Origin of the sequence: Burkholderia sp. CpTa8-5, from assembly GCF_017815045.1 — a bacterium.
GTDB classification, from domain to species: Bacteria; Pseudomonadota; Gammaproteobacteria; order Burkholderiales; family Burkholderiaceae; genus Burkholderia; species Burkholderia sola.
In genome coordinates, this window is record NZ_JAGIQD010000002.1 from 447,167 (window position 1) to 464,284 (window position 17,118).

11 protein-coding genes are annotated in these 17,118 nt (G+C 61.0%); all 11 read left to right on the plus strand.

Going from position 1 to position 17,118, the window contains the following annotated elements; translation table 11 throughout:
- Positions 1-61 precede the first annotated feature (61 nt).
- The 11 genes from vgrG (at position 62) to tssG (ending at position 17,116) form a co-directional block, all read left to right on the plus strand.
- The gene (gene vgrG / locus J8I35_RS05400; RefSeq protein ID WP_209924715.1) at positions 62-2,731 is read left to right on the plus strand and encodes a type VI secretion system Vgr family protein; all 2,670 of its coding nucleotides are present in this window, start codon (positions 62-64) and stop codon (positions 2,729-2,731) included.
- Complete coding sequence (locus tag J8I35_RS05405; RefSeq protein WP_209924716.1) at positions 2,728-4,716, plus strand: phospholipase D-like domain-containing protein; 1,989 nt, start codon at positions 2,728-2,730, stop codon at positions 4,714-4,716. The genes vgrG and J8I35_RS05405 overlap by 4 nt, the downstream gene beginning before the upstream one ends.
- Before the next feature lie 3 nt (positions 4,717-4,719).
- The gene (locus J8I35_RS05410) at positions 4,720-6,015 is read left to right on the plus strand and encodes a sel1 repeat family protein (RefSeq protein ID WP_209924717.1); all 1,296 of its coding nucleotides are present in this window, start codon (positions 4,720-4,722) and stop codon (positions 6,013-6,015) included.
- Positions 6,015-6,881 (plus strand): DUF6396 domain-containing protein, encoded by an 867-nt coding sequence (locus J8I35_RS05415; protein ID WP_348522252.1) that lies wholly within the window; start codon positions 6,015-6,017, stop codon positions 6,879-6,881. The genes J8I35_RS05410 and J8I35_RS05415 overlap by 1 nt, the downstream gene beginning before the upstream one ends.
- Entirely contained in the window at positions 6,868-7,254 is a 387-nt protein-coding gene (locus J8I35_RS34955; RefSeq protein ID WP_348522251.1) for a DUF6396 domain-containing protein, read from the plus strand. Before J8I35_RS05415 ends, J8I35_RS34955 begins: the two co-directional genes overlap by 14 nt.
- Positions 7,255-7,345: 91 nt before the next feature.
- Entirely contained in the window at positions 7,346-7,594 is a 249-nt protein-coding gene (locus J8I35_RS05420; protein WP_209924718.1) for a PAAR domain-containing protein, read from the plus strand.
- A gap of 10 nt (positions 7,595-7,604) precedes the next feature.
- Positions 7,605-8,819: a hypothetical protein gene (locus J8I35_RS05425; protein WP_209924719.1), complete on the plus strand. Its 1,215-nt coding sequence runs from the start codon at positions 7,605-7,607 to the stop codon at positions 8,817-8,819.
- Between the two features lie 19 nt (positions 8,820-8,838).
- A complete protein-coding gene (locus J8I35_RS05430) occupies positions 8,839-12,579 on the plus strand; it encodes an ImcF-related family protein (RefSeq protein ID WP_209924720.1) in 3,741 nt (1,246 codons plus the stop codon).
- Between the two features lie 8 nt (positions 12,580-12,587).
- The gene (gene tssA, locus J8I35_RS05435; RefSeq protein ID WP_209924721.1) at positions 12,588-14,171 is read left to right on the plus strand and encodes a type VI secretion system protein TssA; all 1,584 of its coding nucleotides are present in this window, start codon (positions 12,588-12,590) and stop codon (positions 14,169-14,171) included.
- Between the two features lie 9 nt (positions 14,172-14,180).
- Positions 14,181-15,995, plus strand: a complete 1,815-nt coding sequence (gene tssF / locus J8I35_RS05440) for a type VI secretion system baseplate subunit TssF (RefSeq protein ID WP_209924722.1) — start codon at positions 14,181-14,183, stop codon at positions 15,993-15,995.
- Positions 15,959-17,116 (plus strand): type VI secretion system baseplate subunit TssG, encoded by a 1,158-nt coding sequence (gene tssG / locus J8I35_RS05445; protein ID WP_209924723.1) that lies wholly within the window; start codon positions 15,959-15,961, stop codon positions 17,114-17,116. Before tssF ends, tssG begins: the two co-directional genes overlap by 37 nt.
- The last annotated feature ends 2 nt before the right edge of the window (positions 17,117-17,118 follow it).

A 17,118-nucleotide genomic window follows, 5' to 3' on the forward strand; every position in this document is an offset into this window, starting at 1 on the left:
TGGCGCCGGGGTGGACAGGGGCACCCCGGCGTGCCGTGCAGTCGCGCAACCGAGAGATTCCATGTCGATGATTCTGCCTTCGCAGGCTTATGAATTGAAGCTCGCGCCGCATCCGGCGCCGTTCTCGATCCTGAAGTTCAGCGGGCTGGACCGCGTGAGCCAGCTCTATCGATACGAGATCGAATTCACGAGCCCGGTGGCGGGGATTCCGATGGATCAGGTGCTGGGGCGACCGGCCAAGTTCAGCGCGGATCCGGTCGATCCGGACATGGATTACCTGCGGAAGATGTTCGGGGAGAACGCCGCGCAGTTCAGCGCAAAGCCGGCGGCGTACATGGTTCATGGCGTGATTACGCAGTTCGACGAGTTGGAGACGTCGGCGGACGAAACGCGCTACCGGGTCGTACTGGAGCCGACACTGGCCGATCTCGATCGTGGCGTGACAAGCCGATTGTTTCAGAAGCAGTCGGTCGAGGAGATCGTGACCGATACGCTGCGGCATTACGGTTACCGCGCGGGTGTCGATTTCCAGTTTCAGCTGCGTGGACAGTACAAGCGTCGCGAGTACGTGACGCAGTATCACGAGACGACGTTTTCCTTCATTCAGCGCCTTTGCGCGGAAGAAGGGATCTGGTTTCGCTGGGAGCAAAAGAAGGATCGCGCAGTTGTTGTATTCGGCGACGATCTGGATGCCTATGCGCGCAAGCAGCGCACGGTGCCGTATCGGCGTGACTCGGGACTGGAGAGCGTCGGTGCGGACGCGATCAAGTCGCTCGGGCGCGAGATGAAGCGTGTGCCGGAGGCGGTGCGGCTGCACGACTACAACCATCGACAAGCCGAGGTATCGCTGCTGGTCGAGGAAAACGCGGCGCGCGACGACAAGACGACGAATGCGGTCGATTATCGCTGGGGCGAGCATTACGAGACGCCGGAAGAGGGCAAGCGGGTTGCGCGGTTGCGGCACGAGGCCTATCTGGCGACGCAGATCACGTTCAAGGGGACGGGCAATCCGTTCTGGCTCGAAGCCGGCGAGGTGATGCGGGTCGAGCCGAAACCGGCGGACGCGAAGCACGGGGTGTTCGTTACGTCGGTCGAGTCGCACGGCGGGCGGAATGAGTCGTTCTGGGTGGCGTTCGAGGGCATTCCGTCGGATCGCGTGTGGCGCACGCCGGTTGCTTCGGTTTCCCGGCCGGTGGTGGAGGGGATCCTGCCGGCGCGGATTACATCGCCGGGCAACTACAAGTATGCGTATCTGACCGAGCAGGGCTGGTACGTGATCAAGCTGCCGTTCGATCTGGACGAATGGAGCCCGGGTGGGACGAGCCGGCCGGTGCGGTTTGCGAAGCCATACAGCGGCGACAACTATGGGCATCACTTTCCGTTGATCGATGGGGCGGAGGTGGCGATCGTCCATACGGACGGCGATCCGAACCGGCCGGTGATCATCGGGGCGATGCATGACAGCGTGCATCCGGATCTGGTGAACAACCTGAACCATACGCGGAACCTTATTCGGACGGCTGCGCGCAATGAGCTGCGGATGGAGGATAAGGAGGGGAGTGAGCATATTCATTTGACCACGCCGTACCAGACCAGCGAACTCAATCTCGGACACATGGTCGACGAAAGTCGCAAAGAGCGTGGCCAAGGTGCAGAGCTTCGCACGGACGAACACGTGGCGGTACGGGGAGGGAAAGGTGTTTTCATCTCGGCCGACATGCAATCGGCATCCAATGGCCGGCAGCTCGAAATGCGACCGGCGCGGGAACTGCTCGAGCTTGGCTTGCAGCAGATGCAATCCCTTGCCGATGCGGCGAAAGCAGCGGAAGCCGTTGCCGCGGATTGCGCCAATCAGAAGGTCCTGCTGGAGGAAACGCTGGCCGAACTGAAAAAGGCCGGTGTCCTGATCAGTGCGCCGGCCGGTATCGGCGTGGCGTCGGGGGATCATTTGCAGCTTACGGCGCGCAAAAACCTGATTGCAACTGCGGGGGGGAGCGCCGACATCGGTGTTGTCAAGCGATTTACGGTAGCGGCTGGCGAAACCGTATCGATGTTCGCGGCGAAACTCGGCATCAAGCTGTTCGCCGCGAAAGGCAAGGTCGCCATTCAGGCGCAAACCGACGAGTTGACGTTGGCGGCATTGAAGGACGTCACTATCACGAGCTCCGACGGCAAGCTCGTGCTTTCGGCGGCCAAGGAGGTGTGGATTGGTGCCGGCGGCTCGTATATCAGGATCGACGCCAATCGCATCGAAAACGGTACGCCGGGAGACATCCTCGAGAAGTGCGCATCGTGGAACAAACCTGGGCCCGCTTCGGCGCAGATCAATACTGCGCTGCCGAATAGCTTGCCGGCGGAGCGCCTGATGTTGAGCCTGGCAGCGTCTCCTTCGGCCATGGCGGCGATCCCGCAGGACGTTCCGTACAAGTTGTATGCGCAGGGTGCATTGGTCACGCAAGGGGTAACCGATTCGACGGGGCGAATCGCTGTCGACCATCGCCACGGCACGAAATCGTATCGGCTTGAACTAGCCAATGGCGTTTCCTACGAGATTCCGGTCAGCGAGGAATTTCGCGGTGACCCGGCCAACGGCCAATTGGCCAACCAGGGGTTTCATTTCTACGAGCAAGGTGCCGATGGCGACGGGGAAGATCGTGCCGCCCATCGCCAGCACTACTACCGCCTGCTGAATCCCGATACCGACACCCAGAACACGGAGGCGCAGTCATGAGTCAACCCGCAGCCATCACGGTACCGATTGCGCAATCATGCGGCAATACGGCGACGTTGACGTTGCCGCACTTTGTACAAGGGGCGGAATACAAGCCAAGGAATGCGACGCACTGCCCGCTGGTGAATGGCGAGGAGGCGTTCGGCGCTGTATACGATGCGATTGCCAGCGCGCAGCACAGCGTCGATATCGTCTGCTGGGGGTTTCAGCCTTCGATGTATTTCAAGCGCGGATCGTCGGGACAGGGTTCGCTGTCGATCGGGGAATTATTGCTCGAAAGGGCGAAACACAATGTGAAGGTCCGATTGCTGGTGTGGGGCGATAAATTCCATGTTGCGCAGTTTTTGGAAAATATGATGCCCGGTGGTCGTTTCTCGCACCTGCCAGATAATCGAAACTCGGCTCAACGGGAGTTCGATGCTTGGTGGTACGAGATGGTGAAGATGGACAAGAAGAATCAAGCGGGCACCGAATGGACAGGCGTCAGTATCGCACCCATCCCCGTGCTGACGCATAAAGCCGTTCGACGTATTTTACGCAGCAAGCGTGATCCGGCATTCCGGAATATCGATTTTGCTACGCGTGATTTCGGCATGATCGAACGTGCCGAGATAGCGTGGCGTACCGCGACGGACAGCAAGTACGGCGATCGCACCAAAAATGCGAAAATTCAGAATGCCGCAGCAATGGGCCTGGCACCCTCGCATCATCAAAAAATGGTGCTGGTCGACTACGCGCATCCGGAGATCGCGACTGGCTTTGTGATGGGGCATAACACGCTTGACGAGTACTGGGATATCAGTAGCCATGGCCACGTGCGCATGCATCCACAAATGGGGCGCAACGGATTTTCGCCGCGACAGGATATCTCCGCCCGCGTCACGGGGCCGATTCTGACCGATTTGAATAAAAACTTCTGTCAGGCATGGGATGCAACGACGGGACAGCAACTGGAAAAGCAGCGAGAGTCAGCAAAAGAGCCCCTGCTCCGTTGCAGCAAAGATGACATCGCCGTGAGGGCACAGATCCTGCGCACCCAGCCGCAAGTCGGGAAAGATGGCGTTAAAGACATCGAGCGACTGTACCTGCAGGCCGTTAACAATACGACCAATTTCATTTATATCGAAAATCAATATTTTCGGTTTCCGCCATTTGCCGAAAAACTGACGGAACTGGTAAAAGCGTATCAGGCTGGCGGACGCAAGACGCCGTTCTATTTGTTCGTCGTGACCAACTCGAGTGACGACGGGATCGGGCTTGGGACGGTGAGTACCTATCACATGCTCAATGCACTCGGGCGCGCGGACGTTTTGCCTGGCGTGTCGAAATTGGAGCGTGCCGACGAATTGGAGAAGCAATACAAGGAAGCACTCAAGGCGAAGAAAGAGGCCGACCAGGCATATGAACGTGCACAGCACGTTCCTGTCAATCCATTCTCGAGTTCGGCGCAGTATGCCGTGAACAATCTCGCTGCGGCGCACCTGGATGCTATCGAGGCGGCCCAGCGGGCGAACGACTTGAAAGTCCAACTGGAAAAGGCCAAGACGGAGAACCCGCAGAAGCTCAATATCCCGGGGCTCAAGGTCCATATCTGTACCCTTGTGCCGCCGGACACGCCGAAAGGGCGGCCATGGGACGAGGTGTATATCCACTCCAAGCTGATGATCATCGATGACGTGTTCGTCACGCATGGTTCGGCGAACGTCAATTTGCGGAGTATGGAGGTGGATAGCGAATTGAATATTTTTCACGAGTCCATGCGTGTTACTCAGCCGCTGCGCGAGAAATTGTGGAGAATTCATGCCGGTGAAGATGGGGTGGGGGTGAAAGATAAGAATGGAAGATTGGATGCGAGAAGTGCATTCAAGGCTTGGGGAATTATTTTGTCTGAAAATAAGAGAAGGAAAAACTCTTCGGGTGACAGACCGTATGCATCGCTGGTTGAATTTTATAGAGATAATCCAAACCGTTCCTATCTGGATTAACCTATGCGCATCATCATTCCAATTTGCGTGGCGATTGCCAGTTTATCAGCCTGCTCGAAGGAGAACAACTTGCCCGGATCGTCTGATCTTGCCAGCATACGCGTCAATTTGGCGTTCACCTGTACGCACGAAGCAGATCGTCTTCCAGCCCTGGACCCAGACGCGGAAACGTTGTTCCGCTATGGTCGGTATCTACAGACGCGCGACGGCCCGAAAAACTTCGACGAGGTGGCTCGCCACTATCGGATCGCAGCGGCGCATGGTCATTACAAAGCCAATCACAACGTGCAGCAATTGGTATCGCAGGGTATGGCCAGTTCCCCGAATGCAGCGCACGAGGCGGTGGAATGGGCGAGTCGGTTGGTCAATCAGGGCATTCCGATGGGCTACTACGATATCGGCTACTACCTGAATTCAGGGTATGGCTTGAAGCAGAACAGGGAACTGGCACTGAAGTACATTCGCAAGGCGGCTGACCTTGGAAATGCCGATGCTCAATACCATGTTTCTGAATTGCTCGCCCCCCACGACAAATCGCCGGATGTCGCATCGAAAATGCTTCAATGTGCGGCCAATCAGGGGCACGGACGTGCGGCTTTTGAGCTAGGAATTGATCTTAAATACAATCAAGATTTTCGCGGTTCTGCTGTAGCTTTCCAAAAAAGTGTGGTCGCCGGAAATAGCATGTCCGCTTTGGTTCTTGAGAGATCATTTTCAGCCCCCCCGTCGACCGATAGGGGATTCTATCTTGATTTTCCAAAAGACCCCGAACGCTCTCGGCGCTATCAGTTGATTGGTAAATTTCTCGATGACAACGAACTGGCCAACCCGAAGGTTCCGGACATTGACAAAATCGTTCCGTTGCCGCCGGCAAAGCTCCCGCCGTGGGACGGTACGTTCGAATGGGAAAAGCAGCGAGCCCAAGTACCACCCAAGCCGTCGGATGAACTGATCAACCGACTGGCGAAGGAAAAGAACCTGGACCCGGCGACTGGTTTGCCTCTTTCGCCTGATGCGCAGTCGTCGCAGACGGCATCCCCGGCCGATGTAGTCGCGCGAGTCCCGCTCGGCACGGTGGCAAGAACCGGGACACGCTGTCCTGAAAGCGGTGTCTGGTGCGCACAGCTTCGTCCGGGCCTTCGGGCCGATACGACACGGGCGTTCAAGAAGGGCGAGGTGCTGCCGATGCTGGACTACTACGAACCGCGTTCGTTGGCGTTGCTCGACCGCGTGTTGGGCGAGCGGCGGCTTACTACAGAAGTCATGTGGAAGCTTGTCGCCTATGAGGTCAAGGCGTGATGACGCAGATGCGATTTGGATACGTTCTGGTAAAGACGCTAGTCGGGTTTCTCGTGCTCGCTAGCGTGAGTGCGTGTTTGAAGGCAAATGACTTGCCTGGATCGTCTGATCTTGCCAGCGTTCGCGCCAATCTGGCGTTCACCTGCGTCCACGAAGCGGATCGACTCCCTACCATCGATCTGGACGCGGACACGTTGTTCCGCTACGGCCGGTATCTGCAAACGCGTGATGGTCCGAAGGACTTCGACGAGGTGGCGCGCTACTACCGGATCGCTGCCGCGCATGGCCATTACAAGGCCAACCACAACGTTCAGCAACTGGTGTCACAGGGTATGGCAAGCTCTCCGAATGCGGCGCACGAGGCAGTGGAATGGGCGAGCCGGTTGGTCAATCAGGGTATTCCGATGGGCTACTACGATATTGGCTACTACCTGAACTCAGGGTATGGCTTAAAGCAGAACAAGGAACTCGCACTGAGATACATTCGGAGGGCGGCCGATCTTGGTAATGCCGATGCTCAATACCATGTTTCTGAATTGCTCGCCCCTCACGACAAATCTCCGGATATTTCATTGAAAATGCTGAAATGTGCGACTAATCAGGGGCATGGGCGTTCGGCTTTTGATCTGGGAATTTATCTTAAATACAATCAATATTTTCCCGGTGCTACTATAGCCTTCCAAAAAAGTGTGATTTCAGGAAATGGCATGTCGGCTATGGTTCTCGAGAAATCATTTTTAGGGCCCCCATCGACTGACAGAGGATTCTATCTTGATTTACCTGAAGACCCCGAACGCTCGCGGCGCTATCAGCTAATCGGCCGATTCCTGCGGGATAACAAACTGGCGAAAGGTGCCGGACATTGACAAGATCGTTCCGCTGCCGCCTGCGAAGCTCCCGCGGTGGGACGGCACGTTCGAATGGGAAAAGCAGCGAGCCCAAGTACCACCCAAGCCGTCGGATGAACTGATCAACCGACTGGCGAAGGAAAAGAACCTGGACCCGGCGACTGGTTTGCCTCTTTCGCCTGATGCGCAGCCGTCGCAGACGGCATCTCCGGCTGATGTAGTCGCACGACTGCCGCTCGGCACGGCGGCGAGAACTGGAGCGCGCCATCCCGAAGGCGGTATGCGGTGTGCGCGGATCCGCCGGGGCTTGCAAGCCGAGACGACACGGAAATTCAGCAAGCGCGACGTGCCGCCCATACACGACTTACACGAGCCGATCGTACTGACTTAGCGGTTTCGCGCGCGTGAGACGTCGAGACACAGCATCAACGAAACTCATGCTTAACTAATTTGCATTCCTATTAAGATGGAGAGCTATAACAATGATCGATCTCATTCGCCTCGGCGACGCGACGGATCACGGCGGAACAGTCATCACCGCGTCGAACTCGATGAACTTCGAAGGCAAACGCGTCGCCCGAAAAGGCGATGAAGTGACTTGCCCGAAGCACGATATCCGACCCAATCTCATCATCGAAGGCGATGAAACCATGTTGGACGACGGCGTACCGATTGCACGGCATGGCTATCGCGCCATGTGCGGGTGCCGTCTGATTTCCAGTCTGGTGTGAACGACCGATCATGCCGGTAGAACTTCCTCAGCTCGACCTGCCCGGCGCCGCGCCGAGGCCGCCGCGTGCAATCGTGTGGACGGTGCTGTTCGTCGTCGTCATGGTCGCCGGCGTGTCGGTGGCACTGTTGACACGGTCCAAAGACGAAGCGACCGATACCGCATGGTTCTGGGTGCGCCTGCTTGCTTTTCCTGCGTTGACGTGGTGCGTGATGTTCGGCCTGCGCCGGCACTACTACGATGAGCAGATGCAGCGACTTCAGGCCGAACGCGGCGTGCGTGCTGAAGATCGGGAGAAGGCGCTGCAGTTCGCGCGTGAACCGCTCGCCGTCCTGGGCTACACGTATTTGACCGCATTGGGCAGCACGGGCGCCGCGGTCAAGCTGGCGAGGGGTGAGCATGCGTTGAGTGCGCAGACATCGGGTGCGGGCATTGACGCGATTCGTCACACCGCACTGAGACTGAACGAGAGCAAGGAAATGCCCGCGCGTTACCGGGCGTGTTTCAACGCATTGCTGGAGCAAATTTCCGATGCCGTGATGACTGTCCCAGCCAAGGTCCCGCTCGATATCCGTTTGCTCGCGCCAGCTGATGTTGATCAGGACGATCCCCTCAAGACATGGGAGTCGTGCTGGAGCGCAAAAAACCTTCGATCTGCAAAGACGAAACAGCTTTCAGTCGATCAGGGCGTGATGGCGCTCGATGAGTGGCTGGACATTCGGGGCGGTCCCGCCCTTGAACGGGCCACATTGTTCGTTTCCGCGCAACTGTACGACCACCCTCCGCAGTCGAGTGCCGAAGCGGCCGTCGGTGTGCTGCTCGCGTGGGCGCCGCTCGCCGAGCGGCATGGTTTGACGACGCGGGCGCTGCTTCATCGACCGGTGGACGCCGGTGGGCCTGGGCTGGATACGGCACTGTCCAGGGTACTGCTGTGGGGTGATGCGACCGCGGCCGAAATCAGCGATCTCTGGCAGGCTGGCATGGCCGGGCAGGACAAGCGCGCATTGCTTCAGGCCGCCTCGGATACGAAGCTGGGTGTTTCGCAAACTGCCGGACTGTCGGGCGTCCACGACGTCGATCTGGCAATCGGCCATCCCGGCGTCTGCGCGGGTTGGCTAAGTATCGCGCTCGGAATCGAGCACGCGGCGCAAACCGGCGCCCCTCAACTCATGGCATGGCACGAAGGGTCGCTGCGATTCGCGGTCGCTCGTACACCACGCGCATAAAAGCAACGGTACCTATTGCATGTTCATTCGCACGATCCTGGGGTATTGGGTTCTAGTACCGGCGGTCACCGCGGTTGTAGCGCTGCTGGCGTACTTCATGGGGGCCGACCTTCATCCGTCGCCGGCGTTTCGCGTCGGGGTCGTCATCATGGCCGGTCTGGCTGTTCTGGCGTTCCACCCTCTATTGGTTGGCGCATGGCGATGGGCTGCACGACATGCTTCCGCTCGATCGGCGAGCCAGTACGATCGCGATCCGTCCGCCCGGATCGGCACGCGTGCCGAAGCGCAGGTGGATCTCGGTTCGTATCGCGCCCGGGGCCTTCGAGAAACGTTGCGCTCCCGACACGGATGGCGGTGGCGCTATCGTAATCACTGGGTGCTCGTGACAGGGGACGAGCCGATCGTCAATCGATTGGCTCCGGGGCTCGCGGATGCCGGGTATGTGGTTTGTGGCGACACGATTCTGATTTATGCCCGGCAAGCCGGCAACGCGCTCGATACCGGATGGCTCGACCAGATCCGGCGCATGCGCAGATCTCGGCCCGTCGACGCCGTCGTTGCATTGACGCGCAACCGTGCGTCGTCCCGCAGACCGTTCGACGCCGACGAGCTTTCTCAACGACTGGCGCGCCAGGCGCGGGCGCTGCGCTGGGCCGCGCCGGTGTATCTGGCCAACGTCACCGATTTCGGTAGCGAGTCGTCTGCACCGGACGGGACCATCGGCTTGACATGGTCAAATGCGCGGATCAACGCGGCTGAAATCGACGGGCGCTTGAGGATGCTGTCGCACAACCTCGCGGACGCGGGCGTCGTGGCGCTCAACGAGAACGTTCGGGACCGGTATCCGGCTGAGCTTTCGCAGCATCTTGCGCATGTGCGCAGTGCACTGTCGGAACTGGTGCTGCAAACGACCCAATCGAGTGTCTGGCGGCATGCGGTTCATGGCCTGCTGTTCGCACCACTCTTCACGGAGCAGGAACTGGTACCGTCGGCTCCGGGCGAGCCGGGCGACGAGCAATTCCTGCCGGAGCCGCGGTATCGATCTGTCTGGCAGACGGTCGCGGCGCACAGCCGCAATATTCGCGGACGTCGTGTGGGCCTGTCGTTTTCGGCGGCGGCTGCATGGCTGACCGGCATTCTGATCGGCTCGTGGATCATCGGCACGATGGTGTCGGGCTTTTCGAATCGTGTCGTGATTCAGACTGCCGCGGATACAGTCGCGAAATTGGCGAGCGTGCAGGACCGCACCCAGGCCATGATTTCGCTGGATGGCTTCGGCAAGCAGATCGATACTCTCGAATTCCGTCAACGCGATGGCGCACCGTTGAGGACACGTTTCGGTCTGAATCGCGACGCCGCGCTGCTTGATGCGCTTTGGCCGAGCTACGCGCAGGCCGCGAGTCGCATCCTCGTTACGCCGATCCGGGAAAGACTTGAACGCCGCCTGCATCAGCTCGCATCGCTGTCGGACGCGGAAATCGCCAGTGGTGGAGATGCACAGGTACAGGCCGCCTACGATACGCTCAGGGCGTACATGATGCTTGCGAGGCCTGAACGCGCGGTGGCGACCTTCCTGGCGCCTCAGCTGGTGGCAACGGCCGTACCCGCGCGCCCGACCGACTCGTCATTTTCAGCGGGCGCCTGGGAAGACCTTCGTCGGCGTACGATTGCATTCTTCGCAAACCACTTGACCCAGGAAAGGCCGCTGGCAATTGCTCCTGATCTCGGGCTCGTTGCGTCGACGCGCCAGACGATCGTCGGTGTACGGGGTATCCAGAGTTCGTCGGACGCGGTTTATCAACAAATCCTCGACGACGCGACGCCGAAATATCCACCGGTGTCCCTCGCTACGCTGTTGGGCGATACGAGCGGTCGAGGCGTGTTCAATACGGCAGCTACGATTCCGGGTGTCTTTACGCGCGCGGCGTGGGATGACCGCATCTCCAAGGCGATCGATGACGCAAGCGGGCAGCACAGCGTGGCGGGCGATTGGGTGCTTTCCGACGCGAAAGCCGGCAAGCAGGCGTCTTCAACGCTGAAAGTCGAACTGCGTCAGCGCTATTTCGACGATTACGCGCGGGCATGGGCGCTATTCCTCAACAGTCTGCGTTGGCAACCCGCACCAACGCTATCAGCCACGGCCGACCAACTCACGCTACTGGGCGATCCTCAACGCTCGCCGCTCGTCGCGTTGATGAATGCGATCGTGTATCAGGCGGGAACGGGCGCCAACGCCCAATCGCTGTCCGACACGCTGATCAGCAAGGCACAGCAACTGGTCGGCGCGGACGAGAAGGATCCGTCCAAGCAGGCCAAGCCGCAACTCGCACCGCTGGCGGCCGCGTTCGGCCCGATCCTGCGCCTGACCGGCAGCGACCTCGCGTCGGGAATGCCGACGAACGGCAAGGTGGCCACCACGCAAATGGCAGCGACCGGCGACCTGAGCCTGGCCCGCTATCTGGAGCGGGTCACGGCGATGCGCCTGAAGACATCGCAGATCGTTTCCAGCCCGGATCCGGACGCGATCGCACGTCTGGCCGCGCAAGCCGTGCTGCAAGGCAAGACTTCCGATATCGCCGACAGCCGCGATTACGCGAGCCGTGTCGCCGCGAGCCTCGGTGAGCAGTGGTCCGGATTCGGCGCATTGTTCCGCGCGCCGTTCGATCAGTCGTGGCAGGTCATCGTGCAGCCGGCAGCATCGAGTCTGAACGAGATGTGGCGCACCGCGATCGTGGCCGACTGGAACAAGACCTTCGGCGGCCGCTATCCGTTCGCGGATTCCGACAACGACGCGTCGCTGCCCGAGATGGCGCGCTTCATGCGTCCGGACAGCGGCGTGATCGCGCAGTTCGTGACATCGCAACTGGCCGGTGTCGTCGAACGGCAGGGCGACCGATGGGTCGCTTCGCAGGGAAGTGATTCCGGCGCGTTGACGATCGATCCGGCGTTTCTCAACGGGTTGAACAAGCTCACGCGCACGTCGACGGTCCTGTTCCCGTCCGGTGACGCACGCGTGCGTTACGAACTGCGGGCCGAGCCGACGCCGGGTGTCACCGACATGAGATTCGTGCTGTCCGGCCGCGAACTGCATTACTTCAACCAGAAGCAGGAATGGACGCCGTTCGAATGGCCGGGGCAGTCGCTCGAGAACCTGTCGCATATCGAATGGCAAACGGAACAGGGCGGCTTGCGTACCGCGCTCGATTCGCAGGGGCGGTTCGGCCTCGTTCGATTGCTGGAGCGCGCGAAGATCACCCAGCAGGACAACGCCCGCTATCTGCTGACCTGGACGCCCGACACGAGCCAGGGCATTCCGCTCAAGGTGCAATTGCGCAGCGAGGCCGGCGGCGGTCCGCTCGATGTTCTCCAGTTGCGGAATTTCACGTTGCCGACACGCGTCTTCGTGACGGGATCGCAGAACACGGGGCCGCGGGTTTCGGCGATCAGCCCGCCGCCATTGCCTGCATCGGCGATCGCGGCCGCGAAGCATGCGGCTGTGCCGTTGCCGCCGGGGCTTCCGGGCGGGCGCACCTTTCCGGACGAGGTCATGCCGGCGACGACAGCGCAGGCATCCGGTCAACGCGCCACGCTCGAACTTGCTCAGGCGAAAACGCGAACCGCTGAACCTGGGTCGGCGAAACAGACGGCCGCGCCGAAGGCTGCGATTTCGCCATTGGCGACCACGTCGGGACTTGCCGATTCCCCCTCCGGTCCGTTCGGGCATGCCCTCAGGCTGCTCGGCGACGCATTCGTTTTTTGAGGTCTGCCATGACGCTTGCCAATTTTGTGAAGACACTCGTCGGCGGTCCCCGTATCGATTCGCTCCAGCGGGCACGGACGGATACCTGGGCCGCATGGGTCGCGCCGATACCGGGCGAGCACGCATGCGGGCGCGACCCCGGCTACGAAGACGCGTTCTTCGAACTGAAGGATGAAGCCGGCAAGCTGTCGGGTATCGATGACGGCATGATCGTCCGCGTGTGCGAACACCTGCTCAAGGAGACCGGCAAGGATTTGCGCGTCGCCGGCTACTACGCGTTCGCACGCCTGCGGCAGGACGGCCCGGCCGGATTCGCCGACGGGCTCGAACTGGCTGCCGCGCTTGTCGACCGGTTTGGCGAAGCTCTTTTGCCTGCCCGTCACGAAGCGAAGAAGGCAGCGCTCGAAATGCTCGCGACTGCGCGCGTGATCGAGACGCTGGATAGTCGTGGCGACTTTGCGCCGGTCGATCTCGAACGCGCGTTGGCCGCGCTCGATGTGCTCGTCACGCATACGGCGGCGTGGCCCGAGGCGGCTCGCCCGAACCTGCAGTCACTCGTTTCCCGCTTCGAGAAAAAGGAAGGGCCGGCACGCGGTGTCGATGCCGGCGTCACGATGCCGCGTGTGACGGCCACGGGAAAGACTTCAGCCGGACTGATCGCGTCAGCTCGCGATCTGCTCGATCAGGCGCGGGCGATTTCGGCGTGGCTCAGGGATCAGGAAAACGGCTATTTGCCGTCGGTGCGGCTCGTGCGAAGCATTCGCTGGGACACCGTGCACGACGTGCCGCCGTCGGATGCCGCGTCGCATACGCGTCTGGTGGCGCCACGCGCCGAGTTGCGACAGCAGATGAAACGCCTCGTTCTGCAAAAGCACTGGCACGAGTTGCTGGAGCGTGTCGAGGGTGCGTTCATGGAAGGCGTGAATCACCTGTGGTTCGACCTGCAGTATTTCCAGCACGTCGGGCTCGACCACGTCGGCACACCGTACAGCGCATGGGGTGAATTGCTGCGCACCGACTTCGCGCTGTTTCTCGAACGACTGCCCGGCATCGAACGGCTGGCATTCAGCGACGGCACACCGTTCGCCGACGACACCACACTCGAATGGATTGCCCGGCATGCGGTCGTACGTGATCTGGAGGCCGGCGAGACGGTTGCGCCGCTGCCAGTTTCCGCGGATAGCGCGAGCGACGCGGCGGGCGACTGGCCGGAGATCGAAACCCAGGCTCGCGAGCTCGCTGCCCGTGACGGCATCGAAACGGCCTTTGCGTGGCTCGAAGCGCTGCCCGGCATGAAAACCGATCGACATCGCTATTTGCAGCGGCTCGTGATGGCCCGCCTGGCCGACCATGCCGGCCGTCACGATGCGGCGCTCGCACTCCTTGCAGAACTCGACGGAATGTCCCGTTCGCTGCCGTTGATGCGCTGGGAGCCGGCGCTGACGTTCGAGGTCAAGCAGCAACTGGTCAAAGCACTGAAAGCGATGAGCAGCCGCAAGGACGCCGACAAGCAGGCGTTCGCACGCCGCATCGGCGAGCTGCAGGCGGAACTCACGGTACTCGATCCCGCCCGCGCGTTGACCCTTTCGTAACGGATTCCCATGGACAACAACGATCCCATCCTGCGCTACTACGAAGCGGAAATGCGCTATTTGCGCGAATCCGGCAAGGAATTCGCGAAGGCGCATCCCGACCGTGCGCGCCTGCTCAATCTCGACCGCGTCGGCGATCGCGATCCGTATGTCGAACGCCTGTTCGAAGGTTTTGCGTTTCTGACGGGCCGGCTCCAGCAAAAACTCGACGACGAACTGCCCGAACTGACCGAAGGGCTCGTCAGTTTGTTGTGGCCGCACTATCTGCGGATGATTCCTTCGCTGTCGATCGTCGAGCTGACGCCGTTCGCGGAGAAACTGCAGAAAACGGTAGTCGTGCCGGCCGGCGTGCCGGTGCGTTCCGCGCCGATCAACGTGCCGGCCGCGGGCCGCGCGGAGGGCGCGGCGCCGCCGACCGTGCGATGTCTGTACCGGACCACGCAGGATGTCGCGCTGCAGCCGGTGTCGCTCACGCATGCCGGCCCGGCCGTGCGACACGACGGGCGATCGGTGATCCGCTTCGGCTTCGCGTTGCAAGCGTCGGCGCTGCGCAAGGAGACGGATCTGTCGCGGCTGCGGTTGCATTTGAACGCCGATTTGCCGACTGCATTCGCAATGCATCTTGCGCTGACGCGTCAGGTCGACGCGATTCACTGGCGCGTTCCGGAAATACGCGATGGCGAATCCGTGCCGCTGCCGGGCGTCACGATCGAGCCGGCGGGATTTTCGACGGAGGAACGGCTGTGGCCCAAGGCCGACGCGGCGTTCTCCGGATATCAGTTGCTGCTTGAATACTTCACGTTTCGCGAGAAATTCCTGTTCGTCGATCTGTGCGGACTCGACATCACGAAGCTGCCTGAAAAATCGACCCGCTGTGAACTGGAGATCGTTCTGAAGGAAGCCTATCCGTCGGATCAGCGATTCAGCGCGGACAACGTGCGATTGTTCTGTTCACCGGTGATCAACCTGTTCGAACTGGATGCCGAGCCGATCGAGATCGACCATCACGAAACCGAGTATCGCGTCGTGCCGGCCGGTCATCAGGGCGAGCATGTCGAAACGTATTCGGTCGATGCGATCGCGACGTTCGATCACGATACGGCCGAGCGATACGAATACGTGCCGTTCACGACGTTCCGGCATCGCGGCGGCATGCTGCGGCATGAGGCGCCGGAGCGCTATTTCCATACACGCGTGCGTTCCGGCGTATCGGGGCTGCACGAAATGTGGGTGATTCTCGGCGGGCATGCGTGGGAAACGATGGATACGCTGCCGGAGGAAAGTCTGTCGCTGCGCGTAACGGGCACGAACGGGCTGCTGCCGCGCAAGGGGCTGCGGGAAGCCAGTCTCGACGAGCTCGCGGCCAGCACGCCGAACGTCGCGAGCGTGCGCAATCTCGTGTCGCCGACGTTGCCACTCCATCCGCCGACCGGAGATCGTTTCCAGTGGCGTGTGCTGTCGCATCTCGCGCCCAACTTCCTGTCGATGATGAACGCGGAGGTGTTGCGCGGCGCTTTGGCGCTGTACGACTGGACGAACGACGAACTGAACCGGCGGCGGCTCGCCGGCATCCTGCATGTGTCGCAGGAAATGATCGAGGAGGTGTCGGGCGGGGCGGTCGAGCGCGGCGTGCTGATCGAGGTCACGCTCGATGCGCATGCGTTCTCGGGCGAAGGCGACGTGATGCTGTTCGGCGAGTTGCTGCACCGGTTCTTCGGAGCCTACGCGGAGATCAATCTGTTCACGAGGCTGGCGATCGTCAGCCTGCCATTGCGGTCGCGGACGGAATGGCCGCGCAGCAAGGCGGGGCGGGCACCGCTATGAGTGCATCGATCGACCGGATGAGTGCCGAAGCCGCTGAATCGAAGGGCCTGTCGGCCGTGGCGGCCAGGCTGTTCGAACGGGCGCCGAAGATGACTTTCATGCAGTTCTGTCGTCTTTTGGAGGCATGTGCGCCCGAACGTCCCGGATTCGGCACACGCGACACGCCGGAGCACGAGCCGGTGAGGTTCCGGCCGCGCCCTCGGTTGGGCTTTCCCGCAGGCGAGATGGCCGCGGTCGAATTCGACGATGAGCATCCCGCTGCGCCGCCGACTGTACGTACTACCTTCATGGGGCTTTACGGCGTCGATGCCGCGATGCCGTCGCATACGATCGACGAGATCGCGTTGCGCGAAGAGGGGCATGAGGCGGTCGAGGCCTTTCTCGATCCGTTCAATCACCGCATCGCGACGTTGCTGTATCGCGCATGGAAGAAGTATCGGTATCCTGAGCGTTTTCGGGCCGGTGGTGTCGACGATTATTCGCAGAGCCTGTTGTGTCTGCTGGGGTTCGGATGGGGCGACAAGCCTTTGCGGGCGGGCCTGCCGGATTCGCGGCTGCTCGCGTTGTCGGGGCTGCTGATTCAGCGCACGCGGACGTCGGAAGGGCTGGCCGGCGTGGTGGCGCTGGCCGCGGCGGGGGCGGAGGTTCGCGTCGACGAGTTCTGGGCGGTGACGACGAGTACCGGTCGGCCGAAGCCGTTGACGTCGACGAAGCCGGCTGCGGGCGGGCTGTCGGACGGCAAGCGCAACGGGCTCGGTGGCGGTTACGTGCTCGGCAGGCGTCTCGCGTATCGCAGCCGGGCAGTGCGCGTGACGTTGCGGCCAGCCGATGCGCGGCAGGCTCAGGATCTGCTGCCGGGCGCATGGCTGCATCGAGAGGTGATGGCATTCATCCAGCTATATGTGGGCATCAAGGCCGATGTGTACTTGCGGATGGAGGTGTCGTCACGGTTCGTTCCGCATCCGTCCGTCGGGATCGAGCGTACCGGCCCGGCGCCGCGTCTCGGCTGGACGACGGTGTTGCCATCTGCCGACGAACGGCTGATCGATATTGCGCTGGGCGCCTACGAGGCATTGCCCGCGCCGCAACCCAACCCGCATCTCGTGCCGTGCACGATCTGATT

What these genes read in the sequence shown, in the direction of transcription:
- J8I35_RS05425 (WP_209924719.1), top strand. Translation starts at nt 7,605, where the DNA reads ATGCCGGTAGAACTTCCTCAGCTCGACCTGCCCGGCGCCGCGCCGAGG.
- tssG (WP_209924723.1), top strand. Translation starts at nt 15,959, where the DNA reads ATGGCCGCGCAGCAAGGCGGGGCGGGCACCGCTATGAGTGCATCGATC.
- vgrG (WP_209924715.1), top strand. Translation starts at nt 62, where the DNA reads ATGTCGATGATTCTGCCTTCGCAGGCTTATGAATTGAAGCTCGCGCCG.
- J8I35_RS05420 (WP_209924718.1), top strand. Translation starts at nt 7,346, where the DNA reads ATGATCGATCTCATTCGCCTCGGCGACGCGACGGATCACGGCGGAACA.
- tssA (WP_209924721.1), top strand. Translation starts at nt 12,588, where the DNA reads ATGACGCTTGCCAATTTTGTGAAGACACTCGTCGGCGGTCCCCGTATC.
- J8I35_RS05405 (WP_209924716.1), top strand. Translation starts at nt 2,728, where the DNA reads ATGAGTCAACCCGCAGCCATCACGGTACCGATTGCGCAATCATGCGGC.
- tssF (WP_209924722.1), top strand. Translation starts at nt 14,181, where the DNA reads ATGGACAACAACGATCCCATCCTGCGCTACTACGAAGCGGAAATGCGC.
- J8I35_RS05430 (WP_209924720.1), top strand. Translation starts at nt 8,839, where the DNA reads ATGTTCATTCGCACGATCCTGGGGTATTGGGTTCTAGTACCGGCGGTC.
- J8I35_RS05410 (WP_209924717.1), top strand. Translation starts at nt 4,720, where the DNA reads ATGCGCATCATCATTCCAATTTGCGTGGCGATTGCCAGTTTATCAGCC.
- J8I35_RS05415 (WP_348522252.1), top strand. Translation starts at nt 6,015, where the DNA reads ATGACGCAGATGCGATTTGGATACGTTCTGGTAAAGACGCTAGTCGGG.